This window comes from Rhizobium sophorae (assembly GCF_013087515.1).
Lineage (GTDB): Bacteria > Pseudomonadota > Alphaproteobacteria > Rhizobiales > Rhizobiaceae > Rhizobium > Rhizobium sophorae.
The window spans coordinates 50,455-70,858 of the sequence record NZ_JABFCN010000029.1 but is presented as its reverse complement, the minus strand read 5'-3'; the positions used below and the strand labels follow the sequence as shown (position 1 = coordinate 70,858).

General features: G+C 61.6%; 22 protein-coding genes. 9 read left to right on the top strand and 13 right to left on the bottom strand.

Going from position 1 to position 20,404, the window contains the following annotated elements; translation table 11 throughout:
* Positions 1 to 19: 19 nt before the first annotated feature.
* The 5 genes from mutM (at position 20) to G9X64_RS17185 (ending at position 5,822) form a co-directional block, all read left to right on the top strand.
* A complete protein-coding gene (gene mutM / locus G9X64_RS17205) occupies positions 20 to 910 on the top strand; it encodes a bifunctional DNA-formamidopyrimidine glycosylase/DNA-(apurinic or apyrimidinic site) lyase (RefSeq protein WP_168307969.1) in 891 nt (296 codons plus the stop codon).
* A gap of 38 nt (positions 911 to 948) precedes the next feature.
* The gene (locus G9X64_RS17200) at positions 949 to 1,722 is read left to right on the top strand and encodes an enoyl-CoA hydratase (RefSeq protein WP_168314621.1); all 774 of its coding nucleotides are present in this window, start codon (positions 949 to 951) and stop codon (positions 1,720 to 1,722) included.
* Positions 1,723 to 1,914: 192 nt separating this feature from the next.
* Positions 1,915 to 2,193: a 30S ribosomal protein S20 gene (gene rpsT / locus G9X64_RS17195; RefSeq protein ID WP_003556028.1), complete on the top strand. Its 279-nt coding sequence runs from the start codon at positions 1,915 to 1,917 to the stop codon at positions 2,191 to 2,193.
* Between the two features lie 858 nt (positions 2,194 to 3,051).
* Complete coding sequence (gene dnaA, locus G9X64_RS17190; protein WP_171377023.1) at positions 3,052 to 4,602, top strand: chromosomal replication initiator protein DnaA; 1,551 nt, start codon at positions 3,052 to 3,054, stop codon at positions 4,600 to 4,602.
* 137 nt (positions 4,603 to 4,739) lie between these two features.
* Complete coding sequence (locus G9X64_RS17185) at positions 4,740 to 5,822, top strand: saccharopine dehydrogenase family protein (RefSeq protein ID WP_171377022.1); 1,083 nt, start codon at positions 4,740 to 4,742, stop codon at positions 5,820 to 5,822.
* A gap of 67 nt (positions 5,823 to 5,889) precedes the next feature.
* Here the strand turns inward: G9X64_RS17185 and hemW are convergent, their stop codons facing one another.
* The 4 genes from hemW to rph are packed head-to-tail and all read right to left on the bottom strand — an operon-like array spanning position 5,890 to position 8,888.
* Entirely contained in the window at positions 5,890 to 7,092 is a 1,203-nt protein-coding gene (gene hemW, locus G9X64_RS17180; protein ID WP_171377021.1) for a radical SAM family heme chaperone HemW, read from the bottom strand.
* A 9-nt stretch (positions 7,093 to 7,101) separates the two neighbouring features.
* Positions 7,102 to 7,746, bottom strand: a complete 645-nt coding sequence (gene rdgB / locus G9X64_RS17175; RefSeq protein WP_171377020.1) for an RdgB/HAM1 family non-canonical purine NTP pyrophosphatase — start codon at positions 7,744 to 7,746, stop codon at positions 7,102 to 7,104.
* Positions 7,747 to 8,172 (bottom strand): VOC family protein, encoded by a 426-nt coding sequence (locus G9X64_RS17170; RefSeq protein ID WP_171377019.1) that lies wholly within the window; start codon positions 8,170 to 8,172, stop codon positions 7,747 to 7,749.
* Positions 8,169 to 8,888, bottom strand: a complete 720-nt coding sequence (gene rph, locus G9X64_RS17165; protein WP_011650181.1) for a ribonuclease PH — start codon at positions 8,886 to 8,888, stop codon at positions 8,169 to 8,171. Before rph ends, G9X64_RS17170 begins: the two co-directional genes overlap by 4 nt.
* 128 nt (positions 8,889 to 9,016) lie before the next feature.
* On the opposite strand from rph, the gene hrcA reads away from it, so the two are divergent.
* Positions 9,017 to 10,105, top strand: coding sequence for a heat-inducible transcriptional repressor HrcA (gene hrcA / locus G9X64_RS17160; protein WP_003556035.1), 1,089 nt, complete (start codon positions 9,017 to 9,019; stop codon positions 10,103 to 10,105).
* A gap of 110 nt (positions 10,106 to 10,215) precedes the next feature.
* The gene (grpE, locus tag G9X64_RS17155; protein ID WP_168307962.1) at positions 10,216 to 10,848 is read left to right on the top strand and encodes a nucleotide exchange factor GrpE; all 633 of its coding nucleotides are present in this window, start codon (positions 10,216 to 10,218) and stop codon (positions 10,846 to 10,848) included.
* Positions 10,849 to 10,889: 41 nt separating this feature from the next.
* Here the strand turns inward: grpE and G9X64_RS17150 are convergent, their stop codons facing one another.
* On the bottom strand, positions 10,890 to 11,834 hold the full coding sequence (locus G9X64_RS17150) for a nucleoside hydrolase (protein WP_168307961.1): 945 nt from the start codon (positions 11,832 to 11,834) through the stop codon (positions 10,890 to 10,892).
* A 279-nt stretch (positions 11,835 to 12,113) separates the two neighbouring features.
* Here G9X64_RS17150 and G9X64_RS17145 point away from each other — a divergent pair, with 279 nt between their 5' ends.
* Together G9X64_RS17145 and G9X64_RS17140 are read left to right on the top strand one after the other, a co-directional pair.
* Positions 12,114 to 12,539 carry an Hsp20 family protein gene (locus tag G9X64_RS17145; protein ID WP_003544836.1) on the top strand — a complete coding sequence of 142 codons (426 nt, stop codon included), beginning with the start codon at positions 12,114 to 12,116 and terminating at the stop codon, positions 12,537 to 12,539.
* A 47-nt stretch (positions 12,540 to 12,586) separates the two neighbouring features.
* Entirely contained in the window at positions 12,587 to 12,844 is a 258-nt protein-coding gene (locus G9X64_RS17140) for a BQ00720 family protein (RefSeq protein ID WP_003544838.1), read from the top strand.
* A 54-nt stretch (positions 12,845 to 12,898) separates the two neighbouring features.
* On the opposite strand, the gene G9X64_RS17135 is transcribed toward G9X64_RS17140, so the two are convergent.
* From G9X64_RS17135 to G9X64_RS17100, 8 genes are all read right to left on the bottom strand, one after another.
* Positions 12,899 to 13,165, bottom strand: coding sequence for a DUF2277 domain-containing protein (locus G9X64_RS17135; RefSeq protein ID WP_171377018.1), 267 nt, complete (start codon positions 13,163 to 13,165; stop codon positions 12,899 to 12,901).
* A gap of 160 nt (positions 13,166 to 13,325) precedes the next feature.
* On the bottom strand, positions 13,326 to 14,027 hold the full coding sequence (trmB, locus tag G9X64_RS17130) for a tRNA (guanine(46)-N(7))-methyltransferase TrmB (protein ID WP_168307959.1): 702 nt from the start codon (positions 14,025 to 14,027) through the stop codon (positions 13,326 to 13,328).
* Between the two features lie 8 nt (positions 14,028 to 14,035).
* On the bottom strand, positions 14,036 to 15,274 hold the full coding sequence (metK, locus tag G9X64_RS17125) for a methionine adenosyltransferase (protein WP_168307958.1): 1,239 nt from the start codon (positions 15,272 to 15,274) through the stop codon (positions 14,036 to 14,038).
* Positions 15,275 to 15,451: 177 nt separating this feature from the next.
* Positions 15,452 to 15,868: a helix-turn-helix domain-containing protein gene (locus G9X64_RS17120; protein ID WP_168307957.1), complete on the bottom strand. Its 417-nt coding sequence runs from the start codon at positions 15,866 to 15,868 to the stop codon at positions 15,452 to 15,454.
* 152 nt (positions 15,869 to 16,020) lie between these two features.
* Positions 16,021 to 17,625 carry an apolipoprotein N-acyltransferase gene (gene lnt / locus G9X64_RS17115; protein WP_171377017.1) on the bottom strand — a complete coding sequence of 535 codons (1,605 nt, stop codon included), beginning with the start codon at positions 17,623 to 17,625 and terminating at the stop codon, positions 16,021 to 16,023.
* 66 nt (positions 17,626 to 17,691) lie between these two features.
* Entirely contained in the window at positions 17,692 to 18,837 is a 1,146-nt protein-coding gene (locus G9X64_RS17110; protein WP_168307955.1) for a hemolysin family protein, read from the bottom strand.
* Positions 18,834 to 19,349 (bottom strand): rRNA maturation RNase YbeY, encoded by a 516-nt coding sequence (ybeY, locus tag G9X64_RS17105; protein WP_168307954.1) that lies wholly within the window; start codon positions 19,347 to 19,349, stop codon positions 18,834 to 18,836. Before ybeY ends, G9X64_RS17110 begins: the two co-directional genes overlap by 4 nt.
* The gene (locus tag G9X64_RS17100) at positions 19,349 to 20,398 is read right to left on the bottom strand and encodes a PhoH family protein (RefSeq protein ID WP_003544862.1); all 1,050 of its coding nucleotides are present in this window, start codon (positions 20,396 to 20,398) and stop codon (positions 19,349 to 19,351) included. Before G9X64_RS17100 ends, ybeY begins: the two co-directional genes overlap by 1 nt.
* Between the last annotated feature and the right edge of the window lie 6 nt (positions 20,399 to 20,404).

Sequence of the window (20,404 nt, the reverse complement as noted above, 5' to 3'; positions counted from 1 at the left end):
TAGAGATAGATGGGTTAAGATGCCGGAATTGCCAGAAGTCGAAACGGTGAAACGCGGCCTGACGCCGGCGATGGAGGGCACGCGCGTCACCAGGCTGGAGCTGCGCCGCGGCGATCTGCGCTTCCCCTTTCCCGATGCTTTCGCGGACAGGGTTTCCGGCCGCACCATCGTCAGCCTTGGCCGCCGCGCCAAATATCTGCTGGTCGATCTCGACGACGGCAACACGCTGATTTCGCATCTCGGCATGTCCGGTTCTTTTCGCATTGAGGAGGGGGCTGCCTCCGGCATGCCGGGCGAATTCCACCATGCCCGCTCGAAGGACGAGAAGCACGATCACGTCGTCTTCCATCTGCAAGCGGCCAGCGGCCCCCGCCGCGTCGTCTATAACGATCCGCGCCGTTTCGGCTTCATGGATATGGTGGGACGCGCCGATCTCGCCGCCCATCCCTTTTTCCGCGATCTCGGCCCGGAGCCGACGGGAAACGAGCTCAGCGCCGCCTATCTGGCCGAACGCTTTCGGGACAAGGCGCAGCCGCTGAAGAGCGCGCTGCTTGACCAGAAGAATATTGCCGGCCTCGGCAATATATATGTCTGCGAAGCGCTTTGGCGCTCGCATCTTTCGCCGATCCGCGCCGCCGGCACGCTGGTGACGGCGACTGGCCGGCCGAAGGCGCAACTCGAGCTGCTCGTCGCCTCGATCCGCGACGTCATCGCCGATGCGATCGCCGCCGGCGGATCGTCGCTGCGCGACCATATCCAGACCGACGGATCGCTCGGCTATTTCCAGCATTCCTTCTCCGTCTATGATTGCGAAAGTCAGGCTTGCCGCACGCCCGGCTGCGGCGGTACGGTCGGCCGCATCGTCCAGGCGGGTCGCTCCACCTTCTATTGCGCCACCTGCCAGAAGTAAGCCTGCCAGAAGCAAGAGTGAGAAACCGGGAGAACAGCATGGCCTATGAGACCCTGATTGTCGAAACCCGAGGCAATGTCGGCCTCGTCACGCTGAACCGCCCGCAGGCGCTGAACGCGCTGAACTCCACCGTCCTGAAGGAGCTGAGAGAGGCCTATGCCGCCTTCCACGCCGACGAGACGGTCGGGGCGATCGTGCTGACCGGTTCCGAGCGCGCCTTTGCCGCCGGCGCCGATATCAAGGAGATGAAGCCGCTTGAGTTCGCCGATATCTATAAGAGTGATTTCATCAGCGGCTGGGATGAGATCGCCAAGGCGCGCAAGCCGGTGATCGCAGCCGTCAGCGGCTTTGCGCTCGGCGGCGGCTGCGAACTCGCCATGATGTGCGATTTCATCATCGCCTCGGAGACGGCGAAGTTCGGCCAGCCGGAAATCACCCTCGGCGTCATTCCCGGCATGGGCGGCTCGCAGCGGCTGACGCACGCCGTCGGCAAGGCGAAGGCAATGGATCTCATCCTGACCGGCCGCATGATGGATGCGGCCGAGGCGGAACGTTCGGGACTCGTTTCGCGTGTGGTGGCGCCCGATCGCCTGCTCGACGAGGCTTTTGCCGCGGCCGAAAAGATCGCTTCGCTTTCGCGCCCCTCGGTGATGATGGCCAAGGAGGCGGTCAACCGCGCATTCGAGACGACGCTGGAGGAGGGATTGCGTTTCGAGCGCCGCCTGTTTCACAGTCTCTTTGCCACGGACGACCAGAAAGAAGGCATGGCGGCCTTCGTCGAGAAGCGCAAACCTGCTTTTACGCACCGTTGAATGCTTTTAGGTGCTTGCCGGTAGTAAAGCTTGAAAATCCGCGTTGACGTGGGCCGGCTTTAGAGTTATATGCCCGCCCACGGTTCGGAAAGCCGGTTTGGTTTTCCGCGATTGCTCCCGCATTGCTGGATTTTGTGGCCGCAGGGCCCGCGGTAATGGCGGAGTTTGTTCGAATTCTTGAGAGAGGCATCCATGGCCAATACAACTTCGGCGAAAAAAGCGACCCGCAAGATCGCCCGCCGTACCGACGTCAATAAGGCTCGTCGCTCGCGCGTTCGTACTTTCGTTCGCCAGGTCGAAGAGGCCATCGCATCCGGTGACGCCGCCAAGGCGAAGGAAGCTTTCCTGGCGGCTCAGCCCGAGCTTGCCCGCGCCGCCAGCAAGGGCGTGCTGCATGCCAACACGGCATCGCGCAAGGTCTCGCGCCTGGCCGCTCGTGTGAAGGCTCTTTCGGTCACCACGACCGCGTAATCTTCCGTTAAGGACTTCTTCTTTATGATTAGCCCGGTAATTTTACCGGGCTTTTTCGATTCAACCGATCAGCCCCTGCATGGTTAATCTCACGACTGTTTCGTGTCAACGCCATGACAGGAAAAAGCGTTTAAGAACAAAGGCTTGCGCAAGGATGCTTTTGCACTGCGCGACTCTGCCCCAAGCTTCCCGGACCACAGGGGAGTCAAGAGGATTTTATTTTTTTTCTTTCAATGCGTGTCAAAATAGCCCGAACGGGGGAATCTCTTTGATTCAACTGCGATTCTTTTTTGACGCTGGTGTGACGCCCGAAAAGGGCAGGCGGAGTCAATGGCCGCTTGTTAATTTTGCGTAAAATTCATCGTTGATATTGCCGTTTGATCCTGCCTAAATGGCTTCCAACAGAGGGCGCGGACATCACCTGCAGAGGCTCGGTTTTAACTGCCACGTCGGCAGGGCGATGAGTTTGTGCCTTTTGTTACGGAGCCCTGCGCTTCCGTCTTTTCAAGCACTCGACGGATTTGAGCCGTAACGTGGCTGTTACGGAGCGGGGATGTTTTGTGCCTTCAGTGGCTACACGTTTAAGGCGAGGCCGCCGGAGAAGGTAAAGTAATATTGCGTTCGGGCTGGTCGGCCGAAAACGAGGTTCGACCGCCAGCCTGACACGGAAAGCCGATGAAGGTTGCTGCATGAATGCGGCCCCTGCAACGGAGTTCTGCGTCGGTCCCGTTGAGGGGCCAGTGTTTTTGAGTGAACCGGCAGGCGAGCGGCTCATGAGGATCCGTCAGCCCGCCAAAGCGGGGAATGATCGGGCGGCTGTTTAGCGGATGCCGCCCGGTGGAATTGAAAGGCGGCATTATGCAGATGAATACGATGACGACGGGCGGGCTCGAGAATGGGGATGCGGCACCGCAGACGTTCGGATCCATTCGCCTCGAAGTGGGCGAAGCAAAGGCGGAAATGAAGCAGAGCATTTTGTTTGAGCGCGTCAGCGCGCGCTTGAAGGCCCAGGTCGGTCCTGACGTCTATGCCAGCTGGTTTGCCAGGCTGAAGCTGCATTCGGTATCGAAGAGCGTCGTTCGCCTTTCGGTCCCCACGACCTTCCTGAAGTCGTGGATCAACAATCGTTATCTCGATCTCATCACCGGTCTGTTCCAGGCCGAAGATCCGGAAATTCTGAAGATTGAAGTCCTGGTGCGCACGGCAACGCGCCACGGCACCAAGGCACTCGATGAGGCGGTCGCGCCGGAACCAGCCGCCACCGCGCAGATGCGCCGCCCGACAAGCGCGCAACCGGCCGGTCAGGCCGTCCAGCAGGCGGTTTCGGCTGTTGCCGCCGCAAGGCCCGCAAGCTTTGGCTCGCCGCTCTTCGGTTCGCCACTCGATAGCCGCTTTACCTTCGACACCTTCGTCGAAGGCAGCTCCAACCGGGTAGCACTTGCGGCTGCAAAGACGATCGCGGAAGCCGGTCAGGGCGCTGTGCGCTTCAACCCGCTCTTCATCCATTCGACCGTCGGCCTCGGCAAGACCCACCTGCTGCAGGCGGTCGCCAATGCCGCGGTGCAGAACCCGCGGGCTCTGCGCGTCGTCTATCTGACGGCCGAATATTTCATGTGGCGCTTTGCCACCGCGATCCGCGACAATGATGCGCTGACGCTGAAGGATTCGCTGCGGAACATCGATCTCTTGATCATCGACGACATGCAGTTCCTGCAGGGCAAGATGATCCAGCATGAATTCTGCCATCTCCTGAACATGCTGCTCGACAGCGCCAAGCAGGTCGTTGTTGCTGCCGACCGTGCGCCCTGGGAGCTGGAGTCGCTCGACCCCCGCGTCCGCTCGCGCCTGCAGGGCGGTGTGGCGATCGAACTCGACGCGCCGGATTACGAGATGCGTCTCGAAATCCTCAAGCGTCGCCTGGCTGTCGCCCGGCTCGAAGATCCGTCGCTCGAAATTCCGGCCGAACTGCTCCAGCATGTCGCCCGCAACGTCACGGCCAGCGGCCGCGAACTCGAAGGCGCCTTCAACCAGCTGGTCTTCCGTCGCTCCTTCGAGCCGAACCTGTCTATCGAGCGCGTCGACGAGTTGCTCGCCCATCTGGTCGGCTCCGGCGAGCCTCGTCGTGTGCGCATCGAGGATATCCAGCGCATCGTCGCAAGGCATTACAACGTCTCGCGCCAGGAACTGGTGTCGAACCGGCGCACCCGCGTCATCGTCAAGCCGCGCCAGATCGCCATGTATCTGTCGAAGACGCTGACGCCGCGCTCCTTCCCGGAGATCGGCCGCCGTTTCGGCGGGCGCGATCACACGACCGTGCTGCATGCGGTGCGCAAGATCGAGGAGCTGATTTCGGGAGACACCAAGCTTTCGCATGAAGTCGAGCTTCTGAAGCGCCTGATCAACGAATAATCGACTGGTTTTCCCGAAAAATCCACGGCCGGAAGCGATTCCGGCCGTTTTCTTTTATAAGTTTTTTATTCTATACCTCCCGCGCATGACGTGCATGTCAAAGACTGAAGCGCCAAAACGGCGCGTGGGAGGAATGAATGAGTTTCGAAAAGATCGCCGTTCTCGGTCTGGGCAAGGTCGGACGGCTGGCGGCGACGCTGTTGCATGAAGGCGGCTTCGAGGTCGTTGGCGTCGATGCGCAATTGCCGCTGAGCGACGTCCCCTTCAAGTGCCGCACCGGCGATATCTCCGACCCGCAAGTGATCGGCGAACTGCTCTCGAATGTCGAGGCAGTGCTCTCCTGCCTGCCCTATCATTTGAACATCGAATTGGCGCGCACCGCCCATCTTGCCGGCATTCATTATTTCGATTTGACCGAAGACGTTCCCACAACCAATTTCATCATCGAGCTGTCGAAGACCGCCCGCGGCCTGATGGCGCCGCAGTGCGGCCTGGCGCCGGGTTTCGTCGGCATCGTCGGCGCAAGCCTGGCCGACGGCTTTGATCGCTGCCGGTCGATCCGCATGCGCGTCGGCGCCTTGCCGCAACATCCGACCGGGCTGCTCGGCTACGCCTTCAACTGGTCGCCTGAGGGCGTCGTCAACGAATATCTGAACGACTGCGAGGTCATCGAGGGCGGTGTGCGCAAGCTCGTCTCGCCGATGGAATGGCACGAGACCGTCTACGTCGGCGGCGTCAAGCTCGAAGCCTTCACGACGTCGGGCGGCCTTGGCACCATGTGCGACACCATGCTCGGTAAGATCGACAATCTCGATTACAAGACCATGCGTTATCCCGGCCATATGGAGCTGATGAACTTCTTCTTCCACGAGCTGTTGATGCGCGACAAGCGCAAGCTCGCCGGCGAGATCCTGACCAATGCCAAGCCGCCGGTTGAAGACGACGTCGTCTATGTCCATGTCGCCGCCGAAGGCACCGAGAATGGCAGCCTGCGCCGCAAGGAGTTCGTGCGCGCCTATTACCCGATCGAGATTGCCGGCGCGCGCCGCACGGCGATCGCCTGGACGACGTCAGCCTCCGCTGTCGCCGTCATCGAGATGGTCCGCGACGGCCTGCTGCCGGCGACCGGCTTCCTGCACCAGGAGCATATTCCGCTGGAGATGTTTTTGAAGACACCGACCGGTAGCCTCTTCAAGGCGGGTGCCACCAGCCACGGCTGAGAAATGCCTTCTTGCGCGGCGGTGATGTCAATGCCGCCGCGCTGCAAATCCACGCACCGTATGGGTGTCAGCAGGCGAGATCGGCGACGACGGAATCGAGGATCAGCATGCCGGCCGGAGTGCAGCGCAGGCGTGAATTGCCGATCCGCTCGATGAATTTGTGTTCGAGCAGGAATTCCTCGCGTTTCGGGTCGAGGTCACGGCCCGAAAGCTGCTGCCAGCGGGCGAGGTCGACGCCTTCTCTCAGCCGCAGCCCCATCAGCAACAGTTCGTCGGACTGTTCCTCGAAGCCGAGCCGCTCCTCGTCGAGAATGCCGTGCCCGTCACGCTCGACCATGTCGAGCCAGGTTTCCGGCTTGCGCTCGGTCGCCGTCGCGAGCTTCTCCGGGCCACGCGTCAGCCGGCCATGGGCGCCCGGGCCGATGCCGGCATAATCGCCGTAGCGCCAGTAGGTCAGGTTATGCCGGCTTTCGGCCCCTGGCCGGGCATGATTGGAAACCTCGTAGGCCGGCATGCCCTCGCGCGCCGTGATCTCCTGCGTCGCCTCGTAGAGCAGCGCCGATTGCTCGCCGTCCGGCACGACCAGCTTGCCGGCCTTGTGCAGGCCGTAGAAGGGCGTGCCTTCCTCGATGGTCAGCTGATAGAGCGAAAGATGGTCGACCGCATAGGAGATCGCTTGCCTCAGTTCCTTTTCCCACTCCTCGACCGTCTGGTCGGGCCGGGCATAGATAAGGTCGAAGGACATGCGCGGAAAAATGTCGCGCGCCAGCCGGATCGCCTTCAGCGCGTCGGCGACATCATGCAGCCGGCCGAGGAATTTCAGATCCCGGTCGTTCAGCGCTTGCACGCCGAGCGAGACGCGATTGACGCCGGCCGCCCGGTAGCCACGGAAGCGTTCGGCCTCGACGCTCGAAGGGTTGGCCTCCATGGTGATCTCGATGCCATCAGGCACATGCCAGTGCCGTGCAATGCCGTCGAGAATGGCCGAGACCGTTTCCGGCTTCATCAGCGAGGGCGTGCCGCCGCCGAGGAAGATACTCGTCACCGTCTTCGGCCCGCTGATCGACCGGACCGTCGCCATCTCCTTCAGGAAGGCGGCCGTAAAGCGCTCCTGATCCACAGGCTGGTGGCGCACATGGCTGTTGAAGTCGCAATAGGGACACTTCGCCGCGCAGAAGGGCCAATGCACATAGACGCCGAAGCCCGGCTCACCGGTATCGGGCAAAAGTGCTGCATCGCGCAGCAGGCTTGGCGTGTCTGATGTGCCCACGGACAGACCTTATGCCTCCAGGCAGGTTTCGACAAAGAGTTTGAAGGCGCGGGCCCGGTGCGACAGCGCTTGCGGCTTGCCGACGTTCCAGCCGTGTTTTTCCTCGCCGCTCATTTCGCCGAAGGTGATGTCGTAGCCCTTGGGCTGGAAGACCGGATCGTAGCCGAAGCCCAGTGTGCCGCGCGGCGGCCAGACGACGCTGCCTTCCACCTCGCCGCGGAACAGCTCGGTGTGCCCGTCCGGCCAGGCGAGGCAGAGCACGCTGATGAAACGGGCCGTGCGCTGTTCCGGCTTTACCGCGCCGGCATCCTGCAGCGCCTTTTCCACCTTGGCCATCGCCATGTCGAAATCGCGCGTGCCGTCGGCCCTCTCCGCCCAGTTGGCGGTGTAGACGCCGGGATCGCCACCAAGCGCATCGACCACCAGCCCGGAATCGTCCGAAAGCGCCGGCATGCCGGCGGCATTGGCCGAGGCGACCGCCTTGATCGTCGCATTCTCCTCGAAGCTCGTGCCCGTCTCGTCCGGTTCGACGAAATTCAACTCCGCCGCCGATTTGGCAGTGAAGCCGAGCGGCCCGATCAGTTCCTGGATCTCGCGGATCTTGCCGGCATTGTGGCTGGCGACGACGATGGTCTTGGTTTCAAGCTTGCGCATTCAGATATCCTGTTCGATGCCCCAGATTTTAGCCTCTGCGCATTCCAGGCTGTTGCCGGCCGGATCGCGGAAATAGATCGAGCGGCCGCCGTTCGGCCAGTGCACCTCGGATTCGATCGCCACACCCGCCGCCGCCAGCTTCTCGGCCATGGCGTCGATATTGCTGCCGGACACCCGGAAACAGGCATGGCCTTGGCCGGTCGTGCCATGCGGCGGCACCTGCAGTGCTTCAGGCGCCGGCGGCTTCACCGTTTCCTCGGGGTTGAAGATTAGCAGAACGCCTGGCCCGCAGCGGAAGAAGACATGCCGGTTGGCGGCGCGGGCGATCTTTTCCAGTCCGAGAACGTTTTCGTAAAACGCCTCCGCCTGGTCGAGATCCCGCGCATAAAGCGCCGTTTCCAACATGCCTTCCAGCATGGGGTTCATCCTTCGACGGCTTGCTTCTGCAGCGCCACGAGTTCGCCGATGCCGTTTCTGGCAAGCTGCATCAGCGAGGTGAATTCGCCCTCGCTGAAGGGCGTGCCTTCGGCCGTGCCCTGGATCTCGACGATCCCGCCGGTGCCCGTCATGACGAAGTTCGCATCGGTCTCGGCCGAGGAATCTTCGAGGTAATCGAGATCGATCACCGGCTGGCTGGCGAAGATACCGCAGGAAATGGCGGCGACATGATCCTTCAGGACCCGGTCGACCTTGATCATGTTGCGGCTTTCCATCCATTTCAGGCAGTCGTAAAGCGCGATCCAACCGCCGGTGATCGAGGCTGTCCGCGTGCCGCCATCGGCTTGGATGACGTCGCAATCGAGCGTGATCTGCCGTTCGCCGAGCGCCTGCAGGTCAACGACGGCGCGCAACGACCGACCGATCAGCCGCTGGATTTCCTGGGTGCGGCCGCCCTGCTTGCCGGCGGCGGCCTCGCGCTTCATGCGTTCGCCGGTCGCCCGCGGCAGCATGCCGTATTCGGCCGTGACCCAGCCCTTGCCGGTGTTGCGCAGCCATGGCGGCGTCTTTTCTTCGAGGCTCGCCGTGCAGAGCACATGCGTATCGCCGAACTTCACCAGGCAGGAGCCTTCCGCATGCTTGGAAAAATTGCGCTCGAACGAGACCTTGCGCATCTGGTCGATTTTTCTGCCTGAAGGCCGCATTCTTATCTCCTGGGGTTTATTTGACCGCTTCTACGATTGGCGGCGCTCATTTGCAAATTCCCTTTTGCCACGGGTGTTAGTTTGACTATATTTTCGGGAAGTATCATCAGCGCGGGTTCGAAAGCTTCATGGGCATCAGGTCGACGTCGGTTTCGGATGCCGTAGCTGCGCTGGACGAGCGCTCCAGGGAAATTTTTCGTCGCATCGTCGAAGGTTATCTGGAAAGCGGCGAGCCGCTCGGTTCGCGCAACCTGTCCCGTATCCTGCCGATGTCGCTGTCGCCGGCCTCGGTGCGCAACGTCATGAGCGATCTCGAAGAGCTCGGCCTGATCTATTCGCCGCATGTCAGCGCCGGCCGGTTGCCGACCCAGATCGGCCTGCGCTTCTTCGTCGATGCCTTCATGCAGGTCGGCGATCTCTCCGCCGAGGAACGCGCCAACATCGACCGTCAGGTACGGGCCGAAAGCGGCGGCAATCCCGTCGAATCGATGATGAACGAGGCAAGCCGCATGTTATCCGGCATTTCCCGCGGCGCCGGCCTCGTCATCACCTCGAAAAGCGATCCGGTGCTGAAACATGTCGAATTCATCCGGCTCGAACCGACAAAGGCGCTGGCCGTGCTCGTCGGCGATCATGATCAGGTGGAAAACCGCATCATCGAGCTGCCGGCCGGCGTCACCTCCTCACAGCTGACGGAGGCGGCGAATTTCCTCAATGCCCATATGTCCGGCCAGACCCTGCCGGAGCTTCGCAAGCAGTTAAGCCGGCTGAAAGACGACGTCCGTCACGAACTCGATGCCCTGTCGCGCGATCTGGTCGAGCGCGGCATTGCTGTCTGGGCCGGCAGCCCGGACGAGGGAAAGCCGACGCAGCTGATCATCCGCGGCCGCGCTAACCTGCTCGAAGGCCTCGCCGGCGCCGAGGACCTCGACCGGCTGCGCCTGCTGTTCGACGATCTCGAGAAGAAGGACAGCCTGATCGAGATCCTCAATCTCGCCGAAAGCGGTTCGGGTGTGCGCATCTTCATCGGTTCGGAAAACAAGCTCTTCTCGCTGTCCGGCTCGTCGCTCATCGTCGCGCCCTATCGGGACGACGACGATCGCATCGTCGGTGCCGTCGGCGTCATCGGCCCGACGCGGCTCAATTATTCCCGCATCGTGCCGATGGTGGACTATACGGCCCAGCTCGTCTCCCGCCTTTCGCGCAATCAGCTTTGATGCGCAGCTACCAACTGCGCGGAATTTTCGCTTCTTTGTCACGCAGACTTGATTTTTTTCGGTCAAACCTCGATATCGGGCGCATCTGAAGACACCAACCGGAGACCGTCATGACCGATGACACGACGAAAAACGGACCTGACGCAACTGCGGCCGATGCCGCAGCCGACGCTGCCGCCTACGTCGAGAACGAAATTGCGCAGCAAGAGCCCGCCCAGCCGGACCCGATCGAGCTTCTGAAAGCCGAAAACGGCGAACTGCGCGACCGTTATCTGCGCCTTGCTGCCGAGATGGACAATCTGCGCCGACGCACCGAGCGTGAGGTGAAGGATGCCAAGTCCTATTCCGTCGCGGGTTTCGCGCGCGACATGCTCGCCGTCTCCGACAATCTGCGCCGCGCCCTTGATGCCATCTCTCCGGAGACCAAGGCTGCCGCCGATGCCGGCCTGAGCACGCTGATCGAAGGTGTCGAGATGACCGAGCGCGCCATGCTGTCGGCTCTCGAGCGCCACGGCGTCCGCAAGCTGGAGCCGGTTGGCCAGAAGTTCGATCCGAATTTCCATCAGGCGATGTTCGAGGTGCCGAACCCGGACGTGCCGAACAACACGGTCGTCCAGGTTGTTCAGGCAGGCTTCACCATCGGCGAGCGCGTGCTGCGCCCGGCCATGGTCGGCGTTGCCAAGGGCGGCCCGAAGCCGGCCGAAGCCGAAACCAATTCCGTCTTCGACGAGAAAGACGCCTGAGATCGTTTCCTTCCTCCTCGCGAGGAAGGTAAACCGAAGTTTTAGATGCGGGCGAAGCGTTCGATCAGCAGATCGAAGAAGCCGTCCGCATCGACATGGCGCATGACCCTGGCATTGCGCTTGCGCTCGGTCACGTGCCACCAGTCGACGACGGTCATACCGACGGTAAGTTCGGACTGGACCTCGATCTCGACATTGCAGTCCCGGCCCTTGAAAAGCTCCGGCTTCAGCAGGTAGGCGACAACGGTCGGGTCGTGCAGCGGCCCGCCGTCGGAGCCGTATTTCTCGATGTCGAAACGTTCGAAGAATTCCAGCATCTCGACCATGGCCTTTGCCGGCGCCGTGCCGATCTCGGCCATGCGCTTCACCCGGTCCTTACGGGTCAGCAATTGATGCGTCACGTCTAGCGGCATCATCACGATCGGAACGCCCGAGCGAAAGACGATATCGGCCGCCTCGGGATCGACATAGATGTTGAATTCTGCCGCCGGCGTGATGTTGCCGCCCTCGAAGAAGCCGCCGCCCATCATCACCAGTTCGCGGATGCTGGGGACGATATCGGGCGCTTTCTGGAAGGCCATGCCGATATTGGTGAGCGGCCCGAGCGTACACAGCGTCACCGTGCCTTCAGGCTCGCGGCGCAGCGTCTCGATGATGAAGTCGACGGCATGGCCGGGCTGCAGCACCATCGTCGGCTCGCTGAGGTCCGGACCGTCGAGGCCGGTCTTGCCGTGCACATGTTCGGCGGTCACCAGCTTGCGGGCGATCGGCGCGTCGGCGCCGGCGAAAACCTTCGTCTCCGTCCGGCCGCAGAGCTCGCAGATGATGCGCGCATTACGGCTGGTGAGCGAAAGCGGCACATTGCCGGCGACCGTCGTGATTCCCAGCACCTCCAGCTCATTAGGGCTGCCGAAGGCAAGCATGATGGCGGCCGCGTCGTCCTGACCGGGATCCGTGTCGATGATGATCTTTCTTGCGCTTGCCATTCCGATCGTCCCATCCTCGCACTGCGTGTTATCGGGCATGCACCGATTTCTTCATGTCCCGTCACAAATCAGCACAATCCGCGCGGGCATGTTTTGATGCGAGGCAGCAGGTGCTTTGTCAAGGAAAGAGCCTGACGCCATCGCCTTAAAATCGAGAGGTGACGCCGGCGCAGCGCGTCCGATGCCTTGCAGCGCCGGGCTCCTCTTCCCATATTAGCGGCATCCGGATGCTGCCGTTAAGGTCCGGGATGGTCGCTTGAATCAAGGACTTGAAAAGAGATGAGCCGCATTACCCCTTTCGCCAGCCCGCTGCTTCTAGGCTTCGATGCCATGGAAAAGACGCTGGAGCGCATTTCCAAGGCGAGTGACGGATATCCGCCTTATAATATCGAACGCATCGCCGCCGACACCGGCGCGCCGGAACGTCTGCGCATCACCCTTGCCGTGGCCGGTTTCAGCGAGGAGGAACTTGATGTCTCCATTGAGGAAAACCAGCTTGTGATCCGCGGCCGTCAGGTCGAACAGGGCGAGCGGGACTATCTCTATCGCGGTATCGCCGCCCGTCAGTTCCAGCGGACTTTCGTTCTTGCCGACGGTATGCAGGTGCTCGGCGCCGGCCTGAAGAACGGTCTGCTCTCCGTCGATCTAATTCGTCCGGAACCCGCGCGCATGGTCAAGAAAATTAACATTTCGGTCTCACAGTAGCACAACGGTTTGTCGAACCGTTGGTCCCTTCTCCCGGAGGAACAGGAATGTTGATGAAAGAAGCCACGTCTCACTTGACCAAATCCGAGCTTGCCCACATCGGCAACGGCGAGGTCGCCTATATCAGAAAAATGCGGACCGATGAGGTCGCCAAGTGCTTTCCCGAGGCGCCGGATATCGATCCGAACGTCGATCTCTGGGCACTCTTCGGCGCCGACGGCACGCCGATCCTGCTGACCGACAACCGCTCCAGCACCTTCTTCAAGGCTGCCGAGGACGAATTGAAGACAGTCAGCCTGCACTGACCGTCAAGGCCATTTGAGCCTTGATTGAGATCTCCTGTGCGCGACAGGGTTTCCTTAAGCGAACCGCACCGCCGTTCGCGCGCGCGCCTTTGCCGCGACCTCTTCGCGATCACGAGGAGGTTGAGATGTTTCCAGCGAATCGAGCAGTTCGCGGGCACATACCGCGATCGAATTGACCGCGCGTTCGAATGCGAGCTCATTGCGCTTCGACGGTTTGGTCGTTCCGCTCACCTTGCGCACGAACTGGAGCGCGGCATCATGGACCTCGTGGTCCGTCGCTGGCGGATCGAAATTGAACAGGGGTTTTATATTTCGGCACATGAATTGCTCCCGGTCATTTTCTCTCTTCCATTTGAGAGGAGGGTGGCCAGCACAGAAAATAGTCGCGGGAGCGCCAATTGCAACCGTTCCACGGCGGAACTCTACGCGCCGGAAGTGAGAGCGTAGCGCGTTCGGCGTGTTCGCCGACTTGCCGGCAGCCTCAGATTTTCCTGAAAGTCAGATAGGCCGAGGACCGGCCCTCGCGCCGCGCCTTGGCCTCGTACCGTGTGCTCGGCCAGCCCTCATAGGGGGTCAGCCAATCGGCTGCATTGTCGGCTATCCAGTCGAAACCGCCATGATCGCGGCATTTGATCAGCGTCCAGTTCACATAGGTGTCGATGTCGGAGGCGAAACAGAACAGGCCGCCGGGCTTCAGCACGCGATGAAAGCGGTCGAGATTGGTTTTCGAGACGAAGCGCCGCTTCCAGTGCTTCCGCTTCGGCCAGGGATCGGGATAGAGCAGATCGATCTGATCGAGTGACCCGTCCGGCAGCCAGTCGAGCAGCTGCGTCGCGTCGTCATTATAGACGCGGATATTGGAGGCACCCGTCTCGCCGATGCGCGACAGCAGCTTCTGCATGGAATTGACGAAGGGTTCGACACCGATGAAGCCGGTCGAAGGCCTCTCCAGCGCGCGGTGGATCAGATGCTCGCCGCCGCCGAAACCGATTTCCAGTCGTAATCTTTCGACGGGAACCGGGAAGAGGGATGTCAGCGGCTCCGGGGGAGCCGCTGAGAGATTGATCAGGAATGCCGGCAGGAGACTGTTCAGCGTCTCGGCCTGCTGTTCGCGCAGGGCCTTGCCCTTGCGGCGACCGAAGAAGGCTTCGGTCGCCCGGCCGCGGCGTTCCATATCCGTCATGCTTTATCTCAGGCCTTCACGCTTTCCTTGAGCGCCTTCACGAGGTCGGTGCGCTCCCAGGAGAACGAGCCGTCGCGGCCGGCCTTGCGGCCGAAATGGCCGTAAGCGGAGGTCTTGGCATAAATCGGCTTGTTGAGGTCGAGATGGCGGCGGATGCCGGTCGGCGAAAGGTCCATGTTCTTGCGGATCGCTGCCTCGATCTGATCCTCGGTGACCTTGCCGGTGCCATGCAAGTCGACATAGATCGACAGCGGCTGGGCGACGCCGATCGCGTAGGAGATCTGGATCGTGCAGCGGTCGGCAAGGCCGGCGGCGACGACGTTCTTGGCAAGATAGCGGGCGGCATAGGCGGCCGAACGGTCGACCTTGGTCGTGTCCTTGCCGGAGAAAGCGCCGCCGCCATGCGGAGCGGCACCGCCGTAGGTGTCGACGATGATCTTGCGGCCGGTGAGGCCCGCATCGCCGTCCGGTCCGCCGATGACGAACTTGCCGGTCGGGTTGATGTACCACTTGCAATCGTCAGCGATCTTCAGCTCGCCGAGCGCTTCGCGGATATAGGGCTCGACGACGGCGCGGACCTTTTTCGAATCCCAGCTCTCGTCGAGATGCTGGGTCGAAAGCACGATCGAGGTTACTTCCGACGGCTTGCCGTCGACGTAACGCACGGTCACCTGGCTCTTGGCGTCGGGGCCGAGCTTGGCGACTTCGCCGTCGCCCTTTTTGCGGGCAACTGCGAGCAGCTGCAGGATCTTGTGGGAGTAATAGATCGGGGCCGGCATCAGGTCTGGCGTTTCGCGGCAGGCATAACCGAACATGATGCCCTGGTCGCCGGCGCCCTCGTCGCCCTGCTGGTCAGAAGCGCTGTCGACGCCCTGCGCGATGTCGGCCGACTGCGAGTGCAAGAGCACGTCGATCTTTGCCTTCTTCCAGTGGAAGCCGTCCTGCTCGTAGCCGATATCCTTGATGGCGCGGCGAGCGGCGGCCTTGAATTTCGACGGGTTGATGACGTCCTTGCCGTCCTTGTCCTTCTTCATCAGGCTCGGCGGCAGACGGACCTCGCCGGCGATGACGACCCGGTTGGTCGTTGCCAGCGTTTCGCAGGCAATGCGCACGCCCCACGGATTGACGCCAGTCTTGGCCGCTTCGCGGTAGACCAGATCGACGATCTCGTCGGAGATGCGGTCACAGACCTTGTCCGGATGACCTTCGGCAACAGACTCGCTGGTAAAGAGATAATTCGCGCGCATTTCGGGATTCCCCTCAAAGAATAAAAGCCAGCTAGTAGGTACTCAGTTCGAGAGCCGATGACAAGCGCAGAAGGACATAAATATATCTTTATATCTGCGGCAAAGTGACAAATTTTGCCCCAAAAACGCAAAAAAGCGGCCTTTCGACCGCCTTTCGAATTCTGCGATGGTCGTGGTTCAGTCGGAGTCGGCTTCAGCGGCGAGCGCCTTCACCAGCTCCACGACCTTCCGGCGAACCTTCGGATCGGAAATCTTGACGAAGGCGCGGTTGAGCTGCAGTCCCTCCGAGGACGACAGGAAATCGACGACGTAATTCGAGCTGGAGGCTTCCATGCCGCCGCCGGCACTGGAATGTTCGCCGGGCGCGTCCTCGAAGAAAAACGACACCGGAACATTGAGGATGTTCGAGATGTTCTGCAGACGGCTTGCGCCGACACGGTTGGTGCCCTTTTCGTATTTCTGGATCTGCTGGAAGGTGATGCCAAGGCTTTCGCCAAGCTTTTCCTGGCTCATGCCCAGCATCGTACGGCGGAGGCGAATACGGCTGCCAACATGGATGTCGATCGGATTCGGCTTCTTCTTGTTTTCAATCATGGTCGTGCCCTAGCTAAGAATTTTAACCTGTTTCTAACCGGCATGCCCCTGATCCATCCCAAAACGCCACGTTGTAAGCGGTGAGGAACCCACCTTCAAACATACGTTAAGAACGCCGATTGACATCACTATGCAATTTTAGGGGTTTTTGGTCAATTCAACCCGGAAATAAAACCTCTGCGAGAAATTAGCGCAATCAAAATCAGCAGCGCCTCGGTCAACCAGAAGTATGTTTGCCGGGGGAATGTCGTTCCGACTCCAGTGCTGATACTATCGAGCGTTGCATCGACGAAGCCGGTTTCTCCAAGATCGAGGCCCGCAATAATTTCCCCATGCGCATTCACCAGCGCTGAAATGCCGCTATTGGCGTCGCGAATCAGCGGCAGGCCGGTTTCAACAGCCCGCACTCGGGCCTGCTGGAAATGCTGGTAGGGGCCGGGCGTCGCGCCGAACCAGGCATCGTTGGTGATATTGAGGATCGCGTTGGCGTCTTTTATGTCACCGGTCATTTCGCCGGGGAAAATGATCTCGTAGCAGATCAGCGGATAGAGATTGAGCCCGCCGGGCAGTGCCAGCAGGTGCCGGCTTGCCGCGGCCGAAAAGCCGCCCGGGATCTCGACGACGTTCTGGATGCCGAATTCGGTGAGCACGTCCTCGAAGGGCAGATATTCGCCGAAGGGCACCAGATGCACCTTGTCGGAGGCGGCGATGATCTGTCCGCGGCCATCGATCACGTAGATGGAATTATAGTAGCGCGGCGGTGTGCCCGGTCCCATCTCCTCGGCGCGAACGGCGCCGGCGATCAGGATCTGATTGTCATCGAGCGTATCGGCAATCCGCGTCAGCGCATCCTGATTGTCGGTCAGGATGAAGGGGATCGCGGTTTCCGGCCAGACGATGATATCGGGCTTGCGCCCGCCATTCTTCGGCGCTTCGGCCGACAGCTTCAGATGCGTCTCGAAGATTGCGGCGCGGTCGACGTCATTATCCATTTTCTCTGTCTGGTCGATCGCCGGCTGCACCAGCCGCACCACCGGCCGCTTGTCCTCAGGCAATGCGTCCGGACGCGGCGCGAGATGGAGAACATAAGCGCCATAACCGAGATGGGCAGCAAATAGCAGGAGGGCGAGCGCAATGCCCGGTCGCGCGCCCTGTCGCGTCCCGGCAAGGGCGGGCGCAGAAAAGACGAAGACGGCAAGGGCCGTCACGCCCATCGCCCCGATCACATGCGCGGACTGCATCATCAGCGGAACCGGCATGATGCCGTAGCCGATGGCGTTCCAGGGAAAGCCGGTGAGGATCACGCTTCGAAGCCATTCCATCAGCCCGAAGCCTGCCGCAAGCGCGGCGATCCGCCCCATGCCATCAGACCAGACGACGCGGGCAAGGGCGGCCGCCAGGCCGTAGAAGATCGCAAGACAGGCCGGCAGCCCGAGGATTGCTAAGGGCAGCGCCCAGGCAAATTCTTCCTGATCGACCAGCAGCGCATGGCCGAGCCACCAGAGGCCGGCGACGAAATAGCCGAAGCCGAACAGCCAGCCGGTGGCAAACGCCGGCCACAGCCTACCGATCAGGCCGCTTTCAGGCGAAGCCGCCGCCCCGTCGATCAGCCAGACGAGCAGCGTGAAGGAAACGAACATCGCCGCGAAAAAGCCGATGGGCGGCAGCGCCAGAACCGCGAATGCCCCAGCGGCGATAGCCAGCAGCGACCGTTTGAAACCCCAGACGAGGATAACCCTGTCCGCAAGCCGCTCCATGCGCACTCCCATCAAACCGCGAATCAACCCATTCGCAGTCTTTCAAAAAAGCGGCTCTTTGTCCCGTCAGTTGGCGGTCGATTCCGCCGGCCGGTCGTCGCCGGTCTCGGAGCCGGGAGCGGCGTCGCCATCCGCCTTGGCGCGGCGGCGAACCGCGTGGCGCTTGCGGGTGATGCGCAGCCGCTTGATGCGGCGCGGATCGGCGTCGAGGATGTGGAATTCGAAGCCCGGCAGCGCCTGGACGACCTCGCCGCGCACCGGAATGCGGCCGAGTGCGGAGAAGATCAGGCCGCCCAGCGTATCGACCTCGTCGACTTGCTCGCTGATGTCGAAATCCGGCCCGATCGCTTGGGCGATCTCTTCCAGCTCGACGCGGGCGTCGGCGATGAACATGTCCTCGGCGACGCGCTTGAACATCACCTCTTCGTCGTCATGTTCGTCGTCAATGTCGCCGACCACCATTTCGACGATGTCTTCATGCGAGGCAAGGCCGTCAGTGCCGCCATATTCATCGATGACGAGCGCCATCTGCGTACGGTTCACCTGCATCCGGCGCAACAGGTCGGACGCCAGCATCGACGGCGGCACGAACAGGATCTTGCGGATGATACCGGCCTCGGCCAGCGTCTTTTGCAGGTCGACGCGGGCGAGATCGAAATTCTGCTTGGCCGAACGCGTGGTCTTCTGGATGTTTTCGGGCGCAACCTCGATCGCCGGCACGACAGCTGCCGGTTTCGTCGGGCCACGGCGCTTGTTGCGCGCCTGCTTGGCGACATAGGAGAGCAGGTCGCGGATATGCACCATGCCGCGCGGATCGTCGAGCGTATCGGCATAGACAGGCATGCGCGAGCGGCCGGATTCCTCGAAGAGGATCATCAGTTCGCCGATGGTGATGTTCTGGTCGACCGCCTCGATATCGGCGCGCGGCACCATCACGTCGGCGACGCGGACCTCGCGAAAGCGCAGGATGTTGTTGAGCATCGCCCGTTCGTCGGGCGAAAAGGCGTCGTCGCCGGCCGCATCGGTCATCAGCGCGTCGGCGAGATCCTCGCGCAGTCGCGAACCCTGCTGCGGGCGAAGGATGCGCGCGGCGCGCGACCAGAAGGATTGTGATCGGCCGGATGGCCGACTACTACTGCCTGCCTCGTCGGAAGAGGAGGATGGCTCGGAGTCCTTGGCGTCTGCCGCCGGCTTCGTCGTAAAGTCGCTCATGGTTCCATTTTAAGGTCTTGACCCTCGTAGGGATCAGATAGGCCGAGCTGCGCCAAAATGCGAGTCTCCAACCCCTCCATAATTTCGGCTTCGGCACTATTCATATGGTCGTAGCCGAGAAGATGCAAGAAACCGTGCACCAGAAGATGGGTCAGGTGGTCGTCGAAACTCTTTTCGAGCTCGGCCGCTTCCCGCTCCAGCGTCTCCCGAGCGATGATGATGTCGCCGAGCATCGGGCCTGGCATCTTGCCGGGCTGAACCGGAAAGGCCGGAAAGGAGAGCACGTTGGTCGCCTTGTCCTTGCCGCGCCATTCGGCGTTGATGTCCTGGATCGAAGCATCGTCGGTGAAAACAAGCGAAACCTCGGGCGGCATCGTCGGGAAGGGCTGCTTCTCGCTGTCGCGGAGATAGACCGCGGCGGCACTGAGCACGCGTTCGCAAAACGACAGTAGCGTCTCCTCGCCGGGCCAGCCGATGTCCTCGACGCTGATCTGGATGTCGAGTTCGGCCATTAGCCCTGCCGGCTGACGTCTTCGGCGACGGCATAGGTGGAATCATAGGCTCTGACGATGCGCCCGACCAGCGGGTGGCGGACGACGTCGGTATCCGTGAAGCGCACGATCGAGATGCCCTCGACGCCGTTCAGAAGCTGCAAGGCCTCGACGAGGCCGGATTTGACGCCGCGCGGCAGATCGATCTGGCTCGGGTCGCCGGTGACGATCATGCGGGCATTCTCGCCGAGACGCGTCAGGAACATCTTCATCTGCATCGACGTCGTGTTCTGCGCTTCGTCGAGGATGATGGCGGCGTTGGCGAGCGTGCGGCCGCGCATGAAGGCGAGCGGCGCGATTTCGATGACGCCGGCAGTGATCGCCCGGTCGACCTTGTCGGCGGGGATCATGTCGTAGAGTGCGTCATAGAGCGGACGAAGATAGGGATCGACCTTTTCCTTCATGTCCCCGGGCAGGAAGCCGAGGCGCTCGCCGGCCTCGACGGCCGGGCGCGAGAGGATGATCTTTTCGACGGCACCGCGCTCCAGCAGCTGAGCAGCATGGGCGACGGCGAGATAGGTCTTGCCGGTGCCGGCCGGGCCGACGCCGAAGACGAGCTCGGCGCGTTCCAGCGCCCTGATATAGGCGTCCTGGGTCGGCGTGCGGGCGATGATCGTCTTCTTGCGGGTGGACACTTGCGCCATCGTCAGCTTGGCCTTGCGCTCCATGGTCGGCAGGCTGAGCTGATCGTCGGCGGCGACCGCCATGCGGATTGCGCCCTCGACGTCGGATCGTTCCACGCTGCCGCCTTTCTGAAGTTTTTCATAGAGATAGTCGAGCGTGCGCCGCGCCTGATTGGTGGTCACGATATCGCCGGTGATGACGACCGAATTGCCGCGTGCCCGCGCATCGATGTTCAGCCGTTGCTCGAGCAGCTTGAGGTTCTGGTCGAATTGACCGAAGAGCTCGCTGGCGAACCGGTTGTTCTCGAACGTCAGGACGAAGTGATTGGTATCGCTCGGCGTGCGGGGGTGGCGCGGTGAAGAAGAAACCAATTCTTGTCCGTTCAAGCGGTC

What these genes read in the sequence shown, in the direction of transcription:
- mutM (WP_168307969.1), top strand. Translation starts at nt 20, where the DNA reads ATGCCGGAATTGCCAGAAGTCGAAACGGTGAAACGCGGCCTGACGCCG.
- G9X64_RS17200 (WP_168314621.1), top strand. Translation starts at nt 949, where the DNA reads ATGGCCTATGAGACCCTGATTGTCGAAACCCGAGGCAATGTCGGCCTC.
- rpsT (WP_003556028.1), top strand. Translation starts at nt 1,915, where the DNA reads ATGGCCAATACAACTTCGGCGAAAAAAGCGACCCGCAAGATCGCCCGC.
- dnaA (WP_171377023.1), top strand. Translation starts at nt 3,052, where the DNA reads ATGCAGATGAATACGATGACGACGGGCGGGCTCGAGAATGGGGATGCG.
- G9X64_RS17185 (WP_171377022.1), top strand. Translation starts at nt 4,740, where the DNA reads ATGAGTTTCGAAAAGATCGCCGTTCTCGGTCTGGGCAAGGTCGGACGG.
- rdgB (WP_171377020.1), bottom strand. Translation starts at nt 7,746, where the DNA reads ATGCGCAAGCTTGAAACCAAGACCATCGTCGTCGCCAGCCACAATGCC.
- G9X64_RS17170 (WP_171377019.1), bottom strand. Translation starts at nt 8,172, where the DNA reads ATGAACCCCATGCTGGAAGGCATGTTGGAAACGGCGCTTTATGCGCGG.
- rph (WP_011650181.1), bottom strand. Translation starts at nt 8,888, where the DNA reads ATGCGGCCTTCAGGCAGAAAAATCGACCAGATGCGCAAGGTCTCGTTC.
- hrcA (WP_003556035.1), top strand. Translation starts at nt 9,017, where the DNA reads ATGGGCATCAGGTCGACGTCGGTTTCGGATGCCGTAGCTGCGCTGGAC.
- grpE (WP_168307962.1), top strand. Translation starts at nt 10,216, where the DNA reads ATGACCGATGACACGACGAAAAACGGACCTGACGCAACTGCGGCCGAT.
- G9X64_RS17150 (WP_168307961.1), bottom strand. Translation starts at nt 11,834, where the DNA reads ATGGCAAGCGCAAGAAAGATCATCATCGACACGGATCCCGGTCAGGAC.
- G9X64_RS17145 (WP_003544836.1), top strand. Translation starts at nt 12,114, where the DNA reads ATGAGCCGCATTACCCCTTTCGCCAGCCCGCTGCTTCTAGGCTTCGAT.
- G9X64_RS17140 (WP_003544838.1), top strand. Translation starts at nt 12,587, where the DNA reads ATGTTGATGAAAGAAGCCACGTCTCACTTGACCAAATCCGAGCTTGCC.
- G9X64_RS17135 (WP_171377018.1), bottom strand. Translation starts at nt 13,165, where the DNA reads ATGTGCCGAAATATAAAACCCCTGTTCAATTTCGATCCGCCAGCGACG.
- trmB (WP_168307959.1), bottom strand. Translation starts at nt 14,027, where the DNA reads ATGACGGATATGGAACGCCGCGGCCGGGCGACCGAAGCCTTCTTCGGT.
- metK (WP_168307958.1), bottom strand. Translation starts at nt 15,274, where the DNA reads ATGCGCGCGAATTATCTCTTTACCAGCGAGTCTGTTGCCGAAGGTCAT.
- G9X64_RS17120 (WP_168307957.1), bottom strand. Translation starts at nt 15,868, where the DNA reads ATGATTGAAAACAAGAAGAAGCCGAATCCGATCGACATCCATGTTGGC.
- lnt (WP_171377017.1), bottom strand. Translation starts at nt 17,625, where the DNA reads ATGGAGCGGCTTGCGGACAGGGTTATCCTCGTCTGGGGTTTCAAACGG.
- G9X64_RS17110 (WP_168307955.1), bottom strand. Translation starts at nt 18,837, where the DNA reads ATGAGCGACTTTACGACGAAGCCGGCGGCAGACGCCAAGGACTCCGAG.
- ybeY (WP_168307954.1), bottom strand. Translation starts at nt 19,349, where the DNA reads ATGGCCGAACTCGACATCCAGATCAGCGTCGAGGACATCGGCTGGCCC.